The 15970-nt window shown below is 71.5% G+C and carries 17 protein-coding genes; 9 read left to right on the forward strand and 8 right to left on the reverse strand.

Annotated features, from left to right (window positions below):
- Entirely contained in the window at window positions 1–285 is a 285-nt protein-coding gene (locus tag SLINC_RS18790; RefSeq protein WP_067434190.1) for an SCO0607 family lipoprotein, read from the reverse strand.
- A 253-nt stretch (window positions 286–538) separates the two neighbouring features.
- Here SLINC_RS18790 and SLINC_RS18795 point away from each other — a divergent pair, with 253 nt between their 5' ends.
- A complete protein-coding gene (locus SLINC_RS18795; protein WP_067434193.1) occupies window positions 539–2170 on the forward strand; it encodes a penicillin-binding transpeptidase domain-containing protein in 1632 nt (543 codons plus the stop codon).
- Between the two features lie 93 nt (window positions 2171–2263).
- Complete coding sequence (locus SLINC_RS18800; RefSeq protein ID WP_067434196.1) at window positions 2264–3946, forward strand: penicillin-binding transpeptidase domain-containing protein; 1683 nt, start codon at window positions 2264–2266, stop codon at window positions 3944–3946.
- Here the strand turns inward: SLINC_RS18800 and SLINC_RS18805 are convergent.
- Entirely contained in the window at window positions 3923–4294 is a 372-nt protein-coding gene (locus tag SLINC_RS18805) for an SsgA family sporulation/cell division regulator (protein ID WP_067434198.1), read from the reverse strand. The genes SLINC_RS18800 and SLINC_RS18805 overlap by 24 nt on opposite strands.
- 199 nt (window positions 4295–4493) lie before the next feature.
- Here SLINC_RS18805 and SLINC_RS18810 point away from each other — a divergent pair, with 199 nt between their 5' ends.
- The 4 genes from SLINC_RS18810 to SLINC_RS18825 all read left to right on the forward strand — a co-directional run bounded on the left by SLINC_RS18810 (window position 4494) and on the right by SLINC_RS18825 (window position 8328).
- Window positions 4494–5552 carry an energy-coupling factor ABC transporter permease gene (locus SLINC_RS18810; protein WP_067434201.1) on the forward strand — a complete coding sequence of 353 codons (1059 nt, stop codon included), beginning with the start codon at window positions 4494–4496 and terminating at the stop codon, window positions 5550–5552.
- A gap of 1 nt (window position 5553) precedes the next feature.
- The gene (gene cbiQ, locus SLINC_RS18815) at window positions 5554–6315 is read left to right on the forward strand and encodes a cobalt ECF transporter T component CbiQ (RefSeq protein ID WP_067434204.1); all 762 of its coding nucleotides are present in this window, start codon (window positions 5554–5556) and stop codon (window positions 6313–6315) included.
- The gene (locus SLINC_RS18820; protein ID WP_067434213.1) at window positions 6303–7061 is read left to right on the forward strand and encodes an energy-coupling factor ABC transporter ATP-binding protein; all 759 of its coding nucleotides are present in this window, start codon (window positions 6303–6305) and stop codon (window positions 7059–7061) included. The genes cbiQ and SLINC_RS18820 overlap by 13 nt, the downstream gene beginning before the upstream one ends.
- A gap of 94 nt (window positions 7062–7155) precedes the next feature.
- Window positions 7156–8328, forward strand: a complete 1173-nt coding sequence (locus tag SLINC_RS18825; RefSeq protein WP_067434215.1) for a serine hydrolase domain-containing protein — start codon at window positions 7156–7158, stop codon at window positions 8326–8328.
- 22 nt (window positions 8329–8350) lie between these two features.
- Here the strand turns inward: SLINC_RS18825 and SLINC_RS18830 are convergent, their stop codons facing one another.
- From SLINC_RS18830 to SLINC_RS18845, 3 genes are all read right to left on the reverse strand, one after another.
- Entirely contained in the window at window positions 8351–8626 is a 276-nt protein-coding gene (locus SLINC_RS18830) for a DUF1876 domain-containing protein (RefSeq protein WP_067445494.1), read from the reverse strand.
- Between the two features lie 225 nt (window positions 8627–8851).
- Entirely contained in the window at window positions 8852–9697 is an 846-nt protein-coding gene (locus SLINC_RS18840; protein WP_067434218.1) for a DMT family transporter, read from the reverse strand.
- Entirely contained in the window at window positions 9694–10209 is a 516-nt protein-coding gene (locus tag SLINC_RS18845) for a YbaK/EbsC family protein (protein ID WP_067434219.1), read from the reverse strand. The genes SLINC_RS18840 and SLINC_RS18845 overlap by 4 nt, the downstream gene beginning before the upstream one ends.
- Before the next feature lie 157 nt (window positions 10210–10366).
- On the opposite strand from SLINC_RS18845, the gene SLINC_RS18850 reads away from it, so the two are divergent.
- On the forward strand, window positions 10367–11002 hold the full coding sequence (locus SLINC_RS18850; RefSeq protein ID WP_225988503.1) for a hypothetical protein: 636 nt from the start codon (window positions 10367–10369) through the stop codon (window positions 11000–11002).
- A 27-nt stretch (window positions 11003–11029) separates the two neighbouring features.
- On the opposite strand, the gene SLINC_RS18855 is transcribed toward SLINC_RS18850, so the two are convergent.
- Window positions 11030–11809, reverse strand: coding sequence for an SDR family NAD(P)-dependent oxidoreductase (locus tag SLINC_RS18855; protein ID WP_067434226.1), 780 nt, complete (start codon window positions 11807–11809; stop codon window positions 11030–11032).
- 19 nt (window positions 11810–11828) lie between these two features.
- Here SLINC_RS18855 and SLINC_RS18860 point away from each other — a divergent pair, with 19 nt between their 5' ends.
- On the forward strand, window positions 11829–12527 hold the full coding sequence (locus SLINC_RS18860) for a GNAT family N-acetyltransferase (RefSeq protein ID WP_079164598.1): 699 nt from the start codon (window positions 11829–11831) through the stop codon (window positions 12525–12527).
- Here SLINC_RS18860 and SLINC_RS18865 read toward each other — a convergent pair.
- Entirely contained in the window at window positions 12511–13071 is a 561-nt protein-coding gene (locus SLINC_RS18865; RefSeq protein WP_067434229.1) for a cysteine hydrolase family protein, read from the reverse strand. The genes SLINC_RS18860 and SLINC_RS18865 overlap by 17 nt on opposite strands.
- A gap of 67 nt (window positions 13072–13138) precedes the next feature.
- Here SLINC_RS18865 and SLINC_RS18870 point away from each other — a divergent pair, with 67 nt between their 5' ends.
- The gene (locus SLINC_RS18870; RefSeq protein ID WP_067434232.1) at window positions 13139–13597 is read left to right on the forward strand and encodes a MarR family winged helix-turn-helix transcriptional regulator; all 459 of its coding nucleotides are present in this window, start codon (window positions 13139–13141) and stop codon (window positions 13595–13597) included.
- A gap of 68 nt (window positions 13598–13665) precedes the next feature.
- On the opposite strand, the gene SLINC_RS18875 is transcribed toward SLINC_RS18870, so the two are convergent.
- Window positions 13666–15876, reverse strand: coding sequence for an MMPL family transporter (locus tag SLINC_RS18875; RefSeq protein WP_067434235.1), 2211 nt, complete (start codon window positions 15874–15876; stop codon window positions 13666–13668).
- Window positions 15877–15970 lie beyond the last annotated feature (94 nt).

Raw genomic sequence — 15970 nt, forward strand, 5'->3', positions numbered from 1 at the left:
TCACTCGGCGGGCGCCTTGATGATCTTGCCGTTCTCGTCGACCGTGTGGGTCCGCCAGTAGACGTCCCACTTGTCGTCGACGTGCTCCGGCTCCTTGCCCTCCGGGTAGCGGGTGTAGCCCTTCGGCGGCTTCTCGTCGTCGGAGACGCAGGCGCTGCCGGTGCCGCCCACGGTGAGGACGGGGTATTCGCCGTCGCTACAGCTGGCTTCCTGTATCGAGCAGGCGGTGAGCGTCAGGGCGGCGGTGACAGAGGCCACTGCGAGGCCCAGCATCGTCTTGCGCATGGTCGGCTTCCCCCTTGTTCGGCCTTGTTCGGCTGATGGGACCAGCGTGGACGAGGGGGGCGGGGCGGACCTGAGTACGCGTACTCAGGTGCCGCACGCACACATACTCGAACATGGATTCGCACAGCTTCACCCAACAAAAGCGAAACTTCCGTCACACCGGTCCCGGCTTCCGCATAGAGTGCCTCGCACGGCAGTTTTTCTGAACACGTTCAGAAAGTGGAGCAGGGGCTCGACGGGGAGGGGACGTCAGATGGCCAGGGGGGTCAAGGTCGCCGTCATCGGCGGCGTGTTCGCGGCGATGGTCGGCGGGGCCGGGTACGGCGCCTACAACATCGTGTCCGCGCTGAACGGCGACGGGGGCACCGGTGCGGCCGGTCCCGCGCCGGTGAAGAGCGGGCCGCCGAGCGCCGACGAGGTCGAGGAGACGACGGCCAAGTTCTTCGCGGCGTGGGAGAAGGGGCAGGCGGCGAGCGCCGCGGCCCTCACGAACAACGACACGGCGGCCGAGCCGCTGCTGACGGCGTACGGCACGACCGCGCACATCACCGACGTGACGATCACGCCCGGTACGGCCTCCGGCGCCACCGTGCCGTACACGGTGAAGGCGAAGGTGGTCCACGACGGGACGTCGAAGCCGCTGACGTACAGGAGCGAGCTGACCGTGGTGCGCGGGGTCACCACCGGACGGGCGCTGGTCGACTGGCAGCCCTCCGTGATCCACCCGGAGCTGCGGCGCGACGACACCCTGGTCACCGAGGAGTCGGCGAACCCGCCGATCGAGGCGGTGGACCGGAACGGCACCGTGCTGACGAAGGAGAAGTACCCCTCCCTCGGCCCGGTCCTGGACGCCCTGCGCGACCGCTACGGCGACAAGGCCGGCGGCACCCCCGGCGTCGAACTGGTGGTCAGACACGCCGACCGGGCCGTCGCCGACACCCCGCTGCTGACCCTCGCCAAGGGCAAGCCGGGCAAGCTGAACACCACGATCAGCGCGAGCGCGCAGGCGGCGGCCGAGACGGCGGTGAAGAAGTACTCGCAGTCCTCCGTCGTCGCGGTCAAGCCCAGCACCGGCGAGGTCCTCGCGGTGGCCAACCACCGCACCGACGCCTTCAACGCGGCCTTCGAGGGCACGGCGGCTCCCGGCTCCACGATGAAGATCATCACCGCGGCCATGCTGATAGACAACGGTGTGACCTCGATGAACGGCCCCGCCCCGTGTCCGGACGACGCGGTGTGGCAGGGGCAGACCTTCAAGAACCTGACGAACATGGAGCCCAACCCGAGCGCGACCCTCGCCAACAGCTTCCTGCGGTCCTGCAACACGGCCTTCATCAAGCTGATCGACGAGGAGCCGCTCACCGACGAGTCGCTGACCACGGAGGCCGAGACCCGGTTCGGGATCGGCAAGGACTGGAAGACCGGCATCGTCTCCGTCGACGGCAAGGTCCCCGCGGTCAGCGGCCCCGACCGCGCGGCGGGCGCCATCGGCCAGGGCCAGGTCCAGATGAACCCGCTGAACATGGCCTCGGTGACGGCCACCGCGATCACCGGCAGCTTCCGCCAGCCCTATCTGGTCTCCCCCGAACTCGACGACCGGCAGCTGGCGACCGCCAAGGGGCTGCCGGATAGCACCGCCGCCCAGCTCAAGCAGATGATGCGGCTGACCGCGACCCAGGGCACCGCCGCCACGGCGATGCGGGGACTCGGCGACGACATCGGCGCCAAGACCGGTTCCGCCGAGGTGGACGGCCAGGCCGAGTCGAACAGCTGGTTCACCGGATTCCGCAACGACGTCGCCGCGGCGGCCATGACCGAGGAGGGCGGCCACGGCGGCGACGCGGCCGGCCCGATTGTCGCAGCTGTGCTACGAACGGCAGGCTGAACTCACCCCCGCGGGACGGGACTCTAGGGTGGTTGTCGTCGTTGGGACTGAAGAGGGCAACGGGGACCCTGGGATCGCGGAGGAACGAAAGCTGTGGGCAACAGAAGGCGCGTCGCCGCCGAGCGACGGAAGACGAAGCCGGCCGTGATCGGCGGCGCCATCGCGGTGGTCGTCGCCGGCGCCGGTTTCGGCGCCTACGCGCTGTACGGCGGCAAGGGGGCCGAGGACCGGACGCAGTCGACGTCCGCGAGCGCCGACCAGAAGGCGAAGGCCGTCAAGACCGGCCCGCTCTCGGCGACCGAGGTCACCACCACCGCGCGGACCTTCCTGACGTCCTGGCAGCAGGGCCGGGTCCCCGCGGCGGCGGCCGCGACGAGCGACGCCGAGGCGGCCACCGCCCTGCTGACGAGCTACACCAAGGACGCCCACATCAAGGACGTCACGCTCACCGCGGGCACTCCCACCGGCGGCAAGGTCCCCTTCACCGTGAAGGGCACGGTGACGTACAAGGACACCAGCAAGCCGCTGACGTACGCCGGCGCGCTCACCGTGGTCCGTGACACCGCCACCGGCAAGCCGCGCGTCGACTGGCACTCCTCGGTCGTGCACCCCGACCTGAAGGACGGCGACACCCTGGTCACCGGTGAGTCCGGGACCCCGCCGATCAAGGCGGTCGACCGGGACGGCGGCGCGGTCACCGAGGCCAAGTACCCGTCGCTGGGCACGGCCCTGGACAGTCTGCGCGAGAAGTACGGCAAGACGGCCGGCGGCAAGGCGGGCATCGAGCTCCGGGTGATCCGCGGCAAGGCGGCCGAGGCGGACGAGCTGTCCGACAAGACGCTGCTGACGCTCAGCAAGGGCACGCCGGGCACCGTGAAGACGACCCTGAACCCGACGCTCCAGGCGGCCGCGGAGGCCCAGGTCGCCAAGAAGGCCAAGTCGTCGGTGGTCGTCCTGCGCCCGTCGACCGGGGAGATCCTGGCCTTCGCCAACGCCTCCCACGGATTCAACGTCGCCCTCCAGGGCTCCCTCGCCCCCGGCTCCACGATGAAGGTCATCACCTCCACGCTGCTGATCGACAAGGGCCTGGCGTCGGCGGACAAGACGCATCCCTGCCCGAAGTACTTCACCTACGGCGGCTGGAAGTTCCAGAACGACGACAAGTTCGAGATCAAGAACGGCACCTTCAAGGCGAGCTTCGCCCGCTCCTGCAACACCGCCTTCATCAGCCAGGCGCCCAAGCTGGACAACGACAGCCTGACCAAGCAGGCCCAGCAGGTCTTCGGCTTGTCCATGAACAACTGGTCCGTCGGCGTCTCGACCTTCGACGGCTCGGTGCCGGTGCAGTCGCAGGCGCAGATGGCGGCCTCGCTGATCGGCCAGGGCGGGGTCCGGATGAACCCGCTGAACATGGCCTCGGTCTCCGCGACCATCGAGTCGGGCACCTTCAAGCAGCCCTATCTGGTCTCCCCCTCGGTCGACGACCGCAAGCTCGCCACGGCCTCCCGCACGCTGTCCGCGGGCACGCTCGGGCAGCTGCGGGAGCTGATGTCGTACACCGCGGGCTACGGCACCGCGGCCGAGGCGATGTCCGGGGTCAGCGGCAACGTCGGCGCGAAGACGGGCTCGGCGGAGGTCGACGGCCAGAAGAAGCCGAACGGCTGGTTCACCGCCTACCGCGGTGACCTCGCGGCCGCGGGTGTCGTCCAGGCGGGCGGCCACGGCGGCGACACGGCGGGACCGATCGTGGCGTCACTGCTGAAGCTGGGCGGCTGATCCGCCGCGTCCCACCGGGGTCGCCGTATAGGTCCGGCGCAGAAACCTGAGCAGGGCCTTCGTCTCGAACTGGACGACGGAGACGCCCTGCGCGGAGTGGAACTCGACCACGGCCTGCACCCGCCCGCACGGCCAGACGCGGACCTCTCCGCTGCCGGCCGGGGCCCGCAGGCCCTGTTCGAGCAGGGCGCGGGAGAAGGTCCACTCGTCGGTGCCGGGAAGGCCGACCCGTACCGAGCGGGGGTCGGTCTCGGGGTCGTAGCGCAGCATCACCGGCACCGCCTCGTCGTCCGCGATGTCCGCGTCCGAAACGATGTGGGCTCGCGCGTACTGTTCGACTACAGACATCGTGACGGGCCTCTCACCCTGCGTAACCTGTGTGGAAGCTATGCATCCACTCGCTTTCCAGCCTCGCACATTTCCTGGATCGCGCCCCTGGGGGCGGACATGCTGTTCCTCACGCTCCTTTTACGTTTGTCGGGGATCGTTCGCTGTTCGTTGCAAGAGGCTCTTGCAAGGAGTTCGCAACAAGCCACATCATCGAGACGTGCATGTGCCTGACGGATTCATCAACGCCCCCGTATCCGCCGCGACCGGAGTCGTCGCCGCGGCCGCCGTCGCCGTGAGCCTGCGCGGCGCCCGCCGTGAGCTGGACGAGCGCACCGCGCCGCTGGCCGGACTGGTGGCGGCGTTCATCTTCGCCGTGCAGATGCTGAACTTCCCCGTGGCGGCCGGGACCAGCGGCCATCTGTTGGGCGGAGCGCTCGCGGCGATCCTCGTCGGCCCCTACACGGGCGTCCTGTGCATCGCGGTGGTCCTGCTCATGCAGGGCATCCTCTTCGCGGACGGCGGTCTGACCGCGCTCGGCGTGAACATCACGGTGATGGGTGTCGTCACGGCGGTCGTCGCCTACGCGCTCTTCCGCGCGCTGGTGAAGATCCTGCCCCGGGGCAGGCGCGCGATCACCGTCGCCTCCTTCGTCGCCGCGCTGCTGTCCGTGCCGGCCGCCGCCCTCGCCTTCACGTTCCTGTACTGGATCGGCGGCACCACCGACGTCTCCATCGGCAAGGTCGCCACCGCCATGGTCGGTGTGCACATCCTGATCGGCATCGGCGAGGCGGTGATCACCGCGCTGACCGTCGGCGCCGTCGTCGCCGTACGCCCCGACCTCGTCCACGGCGCCCGTGACCTGCGGCAGAAGCTGAAGCTGCGGGTCAACGGCGAGCTGGTGGACGTACCGGACGCGGAGCCGGTGCCGGTGGCCGCGCGCTCCCACCGCAAGCTGTGGATCACGGGTCTGGTCTCCTCCCTCGTGCTGGCCGGTTTCGTCAGCTTCTACGCCTCCGCCAACCCCGACGGCCTGGAGAAGGTCGCCGCCGACAAGGGCATCGACGCCAAGGCCGAGGAGCACGCGAGCGCCGACTCCCCCCTCGCCGACTACGGCATCGAGGGACTTGGGAACACCCGGCTGTCCGGCGGTCTCGCGGGTGTGATCGGCGTGGGCGCCACGGTCGTCGCGGGCAGCGCGGTGTTCTGGTCGGTGCGCCGGCGCCGTGGCGAAGAGGACGAGAAGAGTGTCTCGCCGGTGAGCACGAGCGGCGTCTGACATGGGGGCGGGACACGCGCACAGGCTCTACCGGCACGGGCACTCGCCCGTGCACGCGCTGCCTCCGCACACCAAGCTCGCGGCGGTCTTCGCCTTCGTGGTGGTCGTGGTGTCGACCCCGCGGGAGGCGATGTGGGCGTTCGGCCTGTACGCCGTGCTGCTGGCCGGTGTCGCGTACGCCGCCCGCGTGCCCGTGGGCTTTCTGCTCCGGCGGCTGCTGATCGAGGTGCCGTTCGTCGCGTTCGCCGTGCTGATGCCGTTCGTGGCGGAGGGCGAGCGGGTCGAGGTGCTCGGGATGTCCCTGAGCGTGAACGGCCTGTGGGGCGCCTGGAACGTGCTCGCCAAGGGCACCCTGGGCGTCGCCGCCTCCGTCCTGCTGGCCTCCACCACCGAACTGCGGGAACTGCTCCTCGGCCTGCAACGGCTCAAGCTCCCGCCGCTGCTCGTCCAGATCGCGTCCTTCATGATCCGTTACGGCGATGTCATCGCCGACGAGATGCGGCGGATGCGGATCGCCCGGGAGTCCCGGGGCTTCGAGGCGCGGGGCATGAAGCACTGGGGCGTGCTGGCCAAGTCGGCGGGCGCGCTGTTCATCCGCTCCTACGAGCGCGGGGAGCGGGTGCACCTGGCCATGATCAGCCGCGGCTACGCCGGGTCGATGCCGGTGATCGACGAGGTGACCGCGTCCCGGGCGCAGTGGTCGTACGCCTTCACCCTCCCGTTCGCCGCCCTCGTCGTCTGCGTGTTGGGATGGGCGCTGTGACAGCTTCCCTGGAGGTCTCGGGCCTCGCCTTCGCCTACCCCGACGGGCATCAGGCCCTGTTCGGCGTGGACTTCTCGATCGCGCGCGGCGAGCGGGTCGCGCTGCTCGGCCCGAACGGCGCCGGCAAGACGACCCTCGTCCTTCATCTGAACGGCATCCTGACCGGCGGCACGGGCACGGTCACGGTAGCCGGACTGCCCGTCGGCAAGCGGCACATGGCCGAGATCCGGCGCAAGGTCGGCATCGTCTTCCAGGACCCGGACGACCAGCTCTTCATGCCGACGGTCCGCGAGGACGTGGCCTTCGGGCCCGCGGCGGCCGGGCTGAAGGGCCCGGAGCTGGAGGAGCGGGTCGACCGGGCGCTGAAGCAGGTCGGCATGGCGGAGTTCAAGGACCGGCCCCCGCACCACCTCTCCTTCGGGCAGCGGCGCCGGGTGGCGGTGGCGACCGTGCTGGCCATGAAGCCGGAGATCCTCGTCCTGGACGAGCCGTCCTCCAACCTCGACCCCGCCTCCCGGCGCGAACTCGCCGACATCCTGCGCTCGTTGGACGTGACGGTGCTGATGGTCACCCACGACCTGCCCTACGCCCTGGAGCTGTGCCCGCGCGCGCTGATCCTCAGCGAGGGCACGATCGCGGCCGACGGCCGCACGGATGAGCTGCTCTCCGACGACGCGCTGATGCGGGCCCACCGGCTGGAGCTGCCCTTCGGCTTCGATCCGCGGTCCGTGACGACGGGCGCGTGAACGCAGCTCCCGCTTCCGCACCCCGCGGGAACATCGGCGCGACGATTCTGCTTGGGTGGAAGGGGCACCGCGCACAGGCAAGAGGGGTACGGACGTGGACGTGAACGGCACTGTGGCCGAGGGCTTCGAGCCGGTCAGGGACGCGTTCGCGCGGAACTTCGAGGTGTTCGGGGAGCGGGGCGCGGCCGTGGCCGTGTACCGGGACGGGCGCAAGGTGGTCGACCTGTGGGGCGGCACCCACGACCTCGACGGGACCGCACCGTGGGGGCACGGCACCGCGCAGGTCGTGCGGTCGGCCACCAAGGGCGTCGCCGCCGCCGTACCGCTGATGCTGTACCAGCGCGGGGAGCTGGACCTGGACGCGCCGGTGGCCGAGTACTGGCCGGAGTTCAAGGCGCGCGGCAAGGACCGGGTGCTGGTCAGGCAGGTGCTGAACCACCGGGCCGGGCTGCCGGTCCTGGACCGCCCGCTCACCCCCGCACAGGCCCTGGACCCGGCCAGGGGCCCGGAGGCCGTGGCCGCCCAGGCGCCGGTCTGGGAGCCGGGCACGGACCACGGCTACCACGCGCTGACGTACGGCTGGATGCTCGACGAACTGGTGCGGCGGGTGACGGGCCGGCGCACGGGTGAGTGGATCGCGGCGGAGATCGCCGCGCCGCTGGGCCTGGAGCTGTGGCTCGGACTGCCGGAGGCCGAGGAGGCGGCGGGCCGCACGGGCCGGGTCGGCCGGATCGAGACGCCGGAGCCGACCGCGGGCGGGACGGGCCCGCGGATGCGCCCGAAGCGCTCGGTCACCGAGGCCTACGACGACCCGGCCTCCCTCACCCGCCGGGCCTTCGCCGCGATCACCCCCTTCCCCGACCAGAACGAGGCGGCGTACCGCGCGGTGGCCCTGCCCGCGACCAACGGCATCGCGACCGCCGACGGGCTGGCCCGCTTCTACGCGGCGCTGATCGGCGCGGTCGACGGCGTCCCCGCGCTGTTCACGCCCGGGACGCTGGCGGCGGCCCGCGCCGAGGAGTCCGCGGGCCCGGACCGCGTCCTCGTGGTCGGCACCCGCTTCGGCCTCGGGTTCATGCTGCACGGCAGCGCCTCGCCGTTCCTCGGCCCGGGCTCGTTCGGACACCCGGGCCGGGGCGGTTCCCTCGGCTTCGCCGACCCGGAGACCGGCGTCGCGTTCGGCTACGTCACCAACGGCTTCCGCAAGACCGTGACGGCGGATCCGCGGGCGCAGGCGCTTCTCAGGGCGGTGCGGGCCGCCCTTTAGCCGCCTCTGCTCCTCTGGCGGCTCACACGTGGATCGGGTGGGACGTCCGGCCGGACGCCGCGTCGATCTCCCCGTGCGCCTTGGTCAGCAGTTGCATGGCGAGTTCGTTGAGGGCGCGGGCCGCGGCGACCTCCTCCCCCACCCTCGGCTGATTCGGGTCGGAGTGGTGGCGGGACGCGTGCCCCTGCGTGCGTACCTCCGTACCGTCGGGCAGGCGCACCATCGCCGCCGCCCGAGTGTGCTGGTCGTCCTCCCGGAACTCCAGCTCGACGTGCCATCCCACAGTGGTGTGCATCATGACGATCACCTCCGGAACACCTGCTTCCAGGGTGCTCCCGCGAAGCCGCCGACGCACGATTCCGACCCATGGTCGCTGAACCGGCCGGTCCGGACGGTCGTCCCCGTGTCCGTCGGCAGCAGGGAGCGGGCCTCGGCCGTCTCCGCGGCCGAGGTGCCGGCGCGTCGGCCGAGCCCGGCCGCCGATCGGAAACGACGGACGACCCTCATCCGCCGGAACAGCACGTCACCCCGCGTGCAGCATCAGCCCGATCCCCACCACCAGCAGGCCCGCCGCCGCGATCCTCGGCGCTCCGAACCTCTCCTTGAACAGGACGGCGCCGATCGCGGCGCCCACGATGATGGACGACTCGCGCAGGGCGGCGATGGGCGCCAGTTCCGCCTTGGTCTGCGCCCACAGGACCAGGCCGTAGGCGGCGAAGGAGAGGGCGGCGCCGATCAGGCCGATGCCCGCGAACGGCCGTAGGACGGCGACGAACCGGCCCCGCCAGCGGTACAGCGCGTACGCCGGGAGCACCACGCCCTGGAGCGCCATCAGCCAGGCGATGTACCCGAGGGAGGAACCGGAGGCGCGGACGCCCAGCCCGTCGACGACGGTGTACGCCGCTATGGTCACGCCGGTCGCCAGGGCCGCGCCGATCGCCGTCCAGTCGGGCCGCCGGCCGCGCAGACCCCACAGCGCGACCCCGGTCAGCCCGGCGCAGGACACGGCGATCCCGGCGGCCTGCCAGCCGTCCGGCACCTCGTGCGCGAAGACGGCGGCGAGCAGGGTGACCACCAGGGGCGCGGAGCCTCGCGCGATCGGGTACGCCTGCCCGAAGTCACCGAGCCGGAAGGACTTCATCAGCAGCAGGTAGTAGGCGATGTGGATGACGGCCGAGAGGATCAGATACGGCCACGCCCGCGCCGCCGGGAACGGCACGAACGGCACCGCCGCCAGCCCGATCAGCATCCCGCCGCCCGCGATCAGCGTGAACCCGACGAGCTTGTCGGTGATCCGGTGGGCTATCGCGTTCCAGCTCGCGTGGGTGACCGCGGCCAGCAGTACGGCCGCGGTGACCAGCGGCGTCACGAGGTGCGCTCGCGCACGTCCACGAGTGTGGCGCCAGCGTGGGCGATGAGCTCCTTGGGCTCCATGGGGAAGACGGTGTGCGGAGTGCCGGCGGCGGCCCACACGACGTCGTGCTCCAGCAGCGAGCGGTCCGCGAGCACGCGCGTCCTGGTCCGGTGCCCGAAGGGGGGCACCCCGCCGATGGCGTATCCGGTCGTCTCCCGTACGACGTCGGCCTTGGCCCGCGTGACCTTCTCGGCGCCGAGCTCGTGCCGGACGAGCTCCAGGTCGACCCGGGACGCGCCGTCCATCAGCACGAGGACCGGTACGCCGTCCGCCGCGAAGATCAGCGACTTGCAGATCTGGCTCAGCTCGCACCCGACCGCCGCGGCGGCCTCGGCGGCGGTCCGGGTGGCGTCCGGGAAGCGGCGGACCCGCCCGCGCAGCCCGTCCAGCCCCAACTCGCTCAGGGCCTCGGCGAATCGGGGGTGGGCTCCGGAGTCTTCGGTGCCGGTGGTGTCGGTCGTCGTCATGCACGGCACGCTAGCGGTGCGTGTACGGCACAGGCGACCCGGTTAATACGGTCGCCCCGCGGGCCGGTACGGGTCATGATCGACGGTTGTGACATCGACATCTCAGGAACTCCTGGTCCGGGCCGCCGCGCGCAACAACGCCGAGTGGTGTGCGGCGATGAGCCGATCGCACGGTGTGGAGGGGGAGTTCAGCGCGGGAGCCTGGGCCACGGCCCGTCGTACGCCGCTGTACTACCCGGACGCGGTGACGCTGGTGCCCGGGGTCGACGCCGGGGCGGTGGTGGGGCGGATCGACGGGGCGCCGGGGGCCTCCGTGAAGGACAGTTTCGCCGACCTGGATCTGTCGGGGGCCGGATTCGGGGTGCTGTTCGGGGCGCGGTGGATCCATCGGGCCGCGGGGGTGCCCGGTCGTGCGTCGGGGCTCGGGTGGGAGGTGGTGCGCGACGCGGACGCGCTGCGCGCGTGGGCGGTCGCCTGGGGCGATGACGCGGGGCTCTTCCGGGCCGAACTGCTCCGCGAACCCGAGACGTTCGTCCTCGCCGGCCTGTCCGACGACGGGCGGGTGGTCGCCGGCGCGGTGGCCGGCCGGAGTGAGCGGGTGGTGGGGGTCTCCAACGTCTTCGCGTGCGAGGGGGAGGTGGAGCCGGGGGCGGCGTGGGCCGTCGTACTGGAGGCGGTGGGGCGGCTGTTCCCCACCCTGCCGGTGGTCGGCTACGAGCACGGGGACGCGTTGGCGGCCGCGCTGGGGCAGGGGTTCGAGGAGGTGGGGGCCCTGCGGGTGTGGGTGCGGTAGCGCCGGAGGGCGGGGCGCGGGGCGCCCTCAGTGCACGGAGAAGCCGCCGTCCACGAAGATCGACTGGCCCGTGACGTAGGCGGAGGCCTGGCTCGCCAGGAAGACCGCCGCTCCCGCGAAGTCCTCGGCGAGGCCGTTGCGGCCGGTCATGGTGCGGGCGGCGAGGGCGGCGACCTTGTCCGGGTCGGAGGACAGGCGGGTGTTGAGGGGCGTCATGACGAACCCGGGGACCAGGGTGTTGCAGGTGACGCCGTGAGGGGACCAGGCCTCGGCCTGGGAGCGCGCGAGGGATTCCAGGGCGCCCTTGGAGACGCCGTAGGCGCCGCTCTGGACGAAGGCGCGGTGGGCCTGCTGTGAGGTGATGTGGATGATGCGGCCGTAACCGCGCTCCGCCATGCCGGGGCCGAAGCGTTGGCCCAGCAGGTGGGGGGCCTCCAGGTTCACGGCCATGGTGGTGTCCCAGACCTCGTCGCTCAACTCCCCCAGCGGCGGGCGGAGGTTGATCCCGGCGCTGTTGACGAGGATGTCGGGCTCGCCGAACGCCTCGACCGCGCCTTCCGCCGCCGCGCGCACTCCCTCGCGGCTGCCCAGGTCGGCGCTCACCCAGGCCGCCCGGCAGCCCTGTGCCGTCAACTCGTCGACGGTGGCGGCGAGTTCCTTCTCCCGGCGGGCCACGACCACCACGCTCGCCCCCGCCCGCGCGAGCGCCCCGGTGATGGCCCGGCCGATGCCGGAACTGCCGCCCGTCACCACGGCGACGCGGCCGTCGAGGGAGAACAGTTCGGAGAGGTAGGTCTGCGAGGTCATGTCCGCAACACTAGAACGTGTGACCCCGACGCCTGCCGTACGCCCCTACCGTCCCGGTGACCGGGACGCCCTCGACGACATCTGTGTGCGCACCGCGCACGCCGGCCGGGACAGCCGGCCCGTCTACGCGGATCCCGGCATCTTCCCGGTGATCTTCGCGGCGCCGTACGTGCACCTGGAACCGGAGCTGGCCTTCGTGCTGGACGACGGCCAGGGGCAGGCCGTCGGCTATGTCCTCGGCACCGCGGACACGCCCCGCTTCGTCGAGGACTTCCGGACGAAGTGGCTGCCGCGGGTCGCGGACCGCTACCCCGAGCACAGCGCGCCGCCGGGCACGCCGGACGCGGACATCGTGCCGCTGCTGCACCACCCCGAGCGGATGCTCGTGCCGGAGGTGGCCGCCCACCCCGCCCATCTGCACATCGACCTGCTGCCCGAGTGGCAGGGCCGCGGCCACGGCCGGGAGCTGATGCACACGTTCCTGGACGCCCTGCACCGCGCGGGAGTCCCGGCGGTGCACCTCTCCATGCTCACCGCCAACACCCCGGCCCGGGCGTTCTACGACCGGCTCGGCTTCCACGAGATCGACGTGCCGGACGCCGGGCCGGCCGTCGCCTACCTCGGCCGCCCGACAGAGCGAACGACGACAGAGCGAACGACGACGGAGCGGCCGGCTACAGAGCGGCCCACGTCGGCGCGGCTCACGAACCGGCCTTGAACACCACGTCCTTGGCCGCCGTCACGCCCGCCGTGCGGCCGGGCGCGGACTGCCCCTTCCAGTACAGGTTGGTGTGGGCGACGACCTGCTCGGGCGGCGGGGCGCCCCACGCGCTCTTGTCCGGGGCGGTGTGGGCGTCGGCGACGAGCGTGACGTCGTAGCCGCGGACGAACGCGCCGTGGATCGTGGAGCGTATGCAGGCGTCGGTCTCCGCGCCCGTCACCACCAGGTGCCCCACCCCGGCGCGGGCCAGGACGGCCTCCAGGTCGGTGTCCTCGAAGGAGTCGCCGTACGACTTGTGCACCAGCGGCTCCGGGTCCCGGCGGGTCAGCTCGGGGACGTACGCCCAGGCCTCGGTCCCCTTCTCCAGTCCCTCGTCGCAGTGCTGGACCCAGACGACCGGGACACCCTCCTCGCGGGCCCGGTCCACGAGCGAGCCGATGGCGGCGACGACCTCGTCGCGCCGGTGCGCCCCGGCGACGACGTCGTTCTGGACGTCGATCACGAGCAGCGCGGTACGGGGCCGTTCAGACAGTGTGGTCATGGCCGTCACGCTAGACGACCCCACTGACAGCGGCAGCGGGAATTAGTAGCCATATACGGTACCTGTCGTGAGTGACACATTGAAGGACGCCACCCCCGGCCACCTGGTCTGGCTGCTGTCCAACCGCTGGCGCACCGCCATGGACCAGGCGCTCGCGCCGCTGGACCTGACCCACGCCCAGTACGTGCTGCTGGCCTCCCTCTCCGGGATGGAGCGCTCCGGCACCCGTCCGAGCCAGCGGGAGCTCGCCGACTTCACGGGCCTGGAGGCGCTGTACGTCTCGAAGCTCGCCCGCTCGCTGGAGGCGGCCGGGCTGGTCCGGCGGACCCGTGACGCCGAGGACACCCGGGTCGTACGGCTCGCCCTCACCGACGCCGGGCACGCGGCCGTGCGGCCCGCCATCGACGCCGTACAGGTGCTGCTCGACCGGCTGCTCACGCCGCTGGGCGGCCTGGACGGCCCGCGCACCGAGGAGTTCAGGCGGACGCTGACGAGTCTGCTCGTCGTGCCGACGGGCCCGGAATAGAAAGAAGCCGGTGAGGGCGCCCGTCCCCACGGAGCCCTCACCGGCCGGTCCTTCTCAGGTGGTGTACGTCAGACGCGGACCAGTTCCCGGTCCTCGTCCGGGTCCACGTCCTTGTCGTCCATCGCCCGCAGGCCCTCGCCCTCGACGTCGACGTTCGGCAGGGCGCGGTCCAGCCACTTCGGCAGCCACCAGGCCGCCTTGCCGAGCAGGGCCAGGACGGCCGGGACGATCGCCATGCGGACGACGAACGCGTCGAAGAAGACGGCGATCGCGAGGCCGAAGCCGATCATCTTGATCATGGACTCGCCGGAGCTGATGAAGCCTCCGAAGACGGCCATCATGATGACCGCGGCGGCGGCCACGACCCGGGCGCTGTGCTTGAACCCGGTCACCACGGCCTGGCTCGGCGACTCGCCGTGGACGTAGGCCTCCCGCATGCGGGTCACGAGGAAGACCTCGTAGTCCATCGCGAGACCGAAGACCACACCCACCATGAAGATCGGCATCATCGACATGATCGGGCCGGTCTCCTCGACGCCGATCAGACCGGCGAGCCAGCCCCACTGGAAGACCGCGACCACGGCGCCGAGCGCGGCGAGCACCGAGAGCAGGAAGCCCAGGGCCGCCTTCAGCGGGACCAGGATCGAGCGGAAGACCACGATCAGGAGCAGGAAGGCGAGACCGACGACCAGGCCCAGATACGGGATCAGCGCGTCGTTGAGCTTCTGCGAGAAGTCGATGTTCATCGCGGTGGTGCCGGTGACCAGGACCTCCGCGCCGGTGTCGGCCTTGATGTCGCCGCCCTTGTCCCGGATGGCGTGCACCAGGTCCTCGGTCTGGGTCGAGGACGGCTTGGAGTCCGGGATCACGGTGATCGTCGCGGTGTCACCGGCCTTGTTGAACGTCGCCGGCGTGACCGTCACGACGTCCTTGAGGCCCTTGATCCCGTCGGTCACGGTGGTGGCCGCGGCCTTGGGGTCGTCGCTGCCCTTGGCGTCGACGACGATCATCAGGGGACCGTTGAAGCCGGGGCCGAAGCCCTCCGAGAGGGTGTCGTAGGCGCGGCGCTGCGTGGTGGACGTCGGCTGCGAGCCGTCGTCGGGCAGGCCCAGCTCCAGCTGGGTGGCCGGAAGGGCGATCGCGCCGAGACCGACCACGCCGAGCAGCAGCACGGCGGCGGGGCGGCGGATGACGAAGCTCGCCCAGCGGGTGCCCATGTTGGGCTTGGCCGGCTCCTCGCTCGCGACGGCCTTCTTGCGCTTCTCGCCCGCGGGGCGGATCCTGCGGCCCGCGTATCCGAGCATCGCCGGGATCATGGTCAGCGCGATGAGGACGGCGATCACGACCGTGCCCGCCGCGGCGAGGCCCATCTTGGTGAGCATCGGCACGTTGACGACCGCGAGACCGGCCAGCGCGATGACGACCGTGAGGCCGGCGAAGACCACCGCCGAGCCGGCGGTGCCGGTGGCCCGGCCCGCCGCCTCCTCGCGGTCGCGGCCGTCGGCCAGTTCACCGCGGTAGCGGGAGACGATGAACAGCGCGTAGTCGATGCCGACCGCGAGGCCGATCATCAGCGCGAGGGTGGAGGTGGTGTCGCCGAGGTCGAGTGCCTTGGCGAGGGCGGTGATGGTGGAGACGCCGATCCCGACGCCGATGATCGCCGTCAGCAGCGGCAGTCCGGCCGCGACCAGCGAGCCCAGGGTGATGACCAGGACGACCGCGGCGATGGCGAGTCCGATGACCTCACCGATCGCTCCCGCCTCGGCCGCGGCCTGGAGCGCGTCGCCGCCGACGTCGACGGTCAGCCCGTCGGCCCGGGCCTCGTCCGCGGTCGACTCCAGGGCGTCGCGGGTGGAGTCCTTGAGCTCCATGCCGGGGACCTTGTACTGCACCGACGCGTAGGCGACCGTGCCGTCCTTGCTCACCGCGTTCGTCGTGAACGGGTCGCTGACGGAGACGACCTCGGAGCCGTCGCCCAGGGCCTTGACGGTCTTCTCGACGGTCGCCTTGTTGGCGGCGTCCGTCATCTTCTCGCCCTCGGGCGCCTTGAAGACCACGCGTCCGGTCGCACCGTCGGCGCTGGCCCCGGGGAAGCGCTGCTCCAGCAGGTCGAAGGCCTTCTGGGCCTCGGTGCCGGGGATGGAGAAGGAGGTGGAACCGGCGGCGGGCGCGCTGGCGGCGCCGGCTCCGGCGAGCACCAGCAGGGCCACCCATATCAGGGCGACGAAGTGCCGTCGCCTGAAGGCGAGCCGGCCCAATCTGTAAAGGAAAGTGGCCACGTGGGCGTACTCCCGGTCAGGTCGTAAGAGTTCAGGGCAGGGGTGATCAGCCCGACGACGTGAGCGGTTACGTCAGGTGGAGGGCTTGCTGGGG

Source organism: Streptomyces lincolnensis, assembly GCF_001685355.1.
In the GTDB taxonomy this organism is placed as follows: domain Bacteria; phylum Actinomycetota; class Actinomycetes; order Streptomycetales; family Streptomycetaceae; genus Streptomyces; species Streptomyces lincolnensis.

Coding starts and splice junctions, on each gene's coding strand:
- SLINC_RS18790 (WP_067434190.1), bottom strand. CDS start 285: ATGCGCAAGACGATGCTGGGCCTCGCAGTGGCCTCTGTCACCGCCGCC.
- SLINC_RS18795 (WP_067434193.1), top strand. CDS start 539: ATGGCCAGGGGGGTCAAGGTCGCCGTCATCGGCGGCGTGTTCGCGGCG.
- SLINC_RS18805 (WP_067434198.1), bottom strand. CDS start 4,294: ATGTCTGTAGTCGAACAGTACGCGCGAGCCCACATCGTTTCGGACGCG.
- cbiQ (WP_067434204.1), top strand. CDS start 5,554: ATGGGGGCGGGACACGCGCACAGGCTCTACCGGCACGGGCACTCGCCC.
- SLINC_RS18820 (WP_067434213.1), top strand. CDS start 6,303: ATGGGCGCTGTGACAGCTTCCCTGGAGGTCTCGGGCCTCGCCTTCGCC.
- SLINC_RS18830 (WP_067445494.1), bottom strand. CDS start 8,626: ATGATGCACACCACTGTGGGATGGCACGTCGAGCTGGAGTTCCGGGAG.
- SLINC_RS18845 (WP_067434219.1), bottom strand. CDS start 10,209: ATGACGACGACCGACACCACCGGCACCGAAGACTCCGGAGCCCACCCC.
- SLINC_RS18850 (WP_225988503.1), top strand. CDS start 10,367: ATGAGCCGATCGCACGGTGTGGAGGGGGAGTTCAGCGCGGGAGCCTGG.
- SLINC_RS18855 (WP_067434226.1), bottom strand. CDS start 11,809: ATGACCTCGCAGACCTACCTCTCCGAACTGTTCTCCCTCGACGGCCGC.
- SLINC_RS18865 (WP_067434229.1), bottom strand. CDS start 13,071: ATGACCACACTGTCTGAACGGCCCCGTACCGCGCTGCTCGTGATCGAC.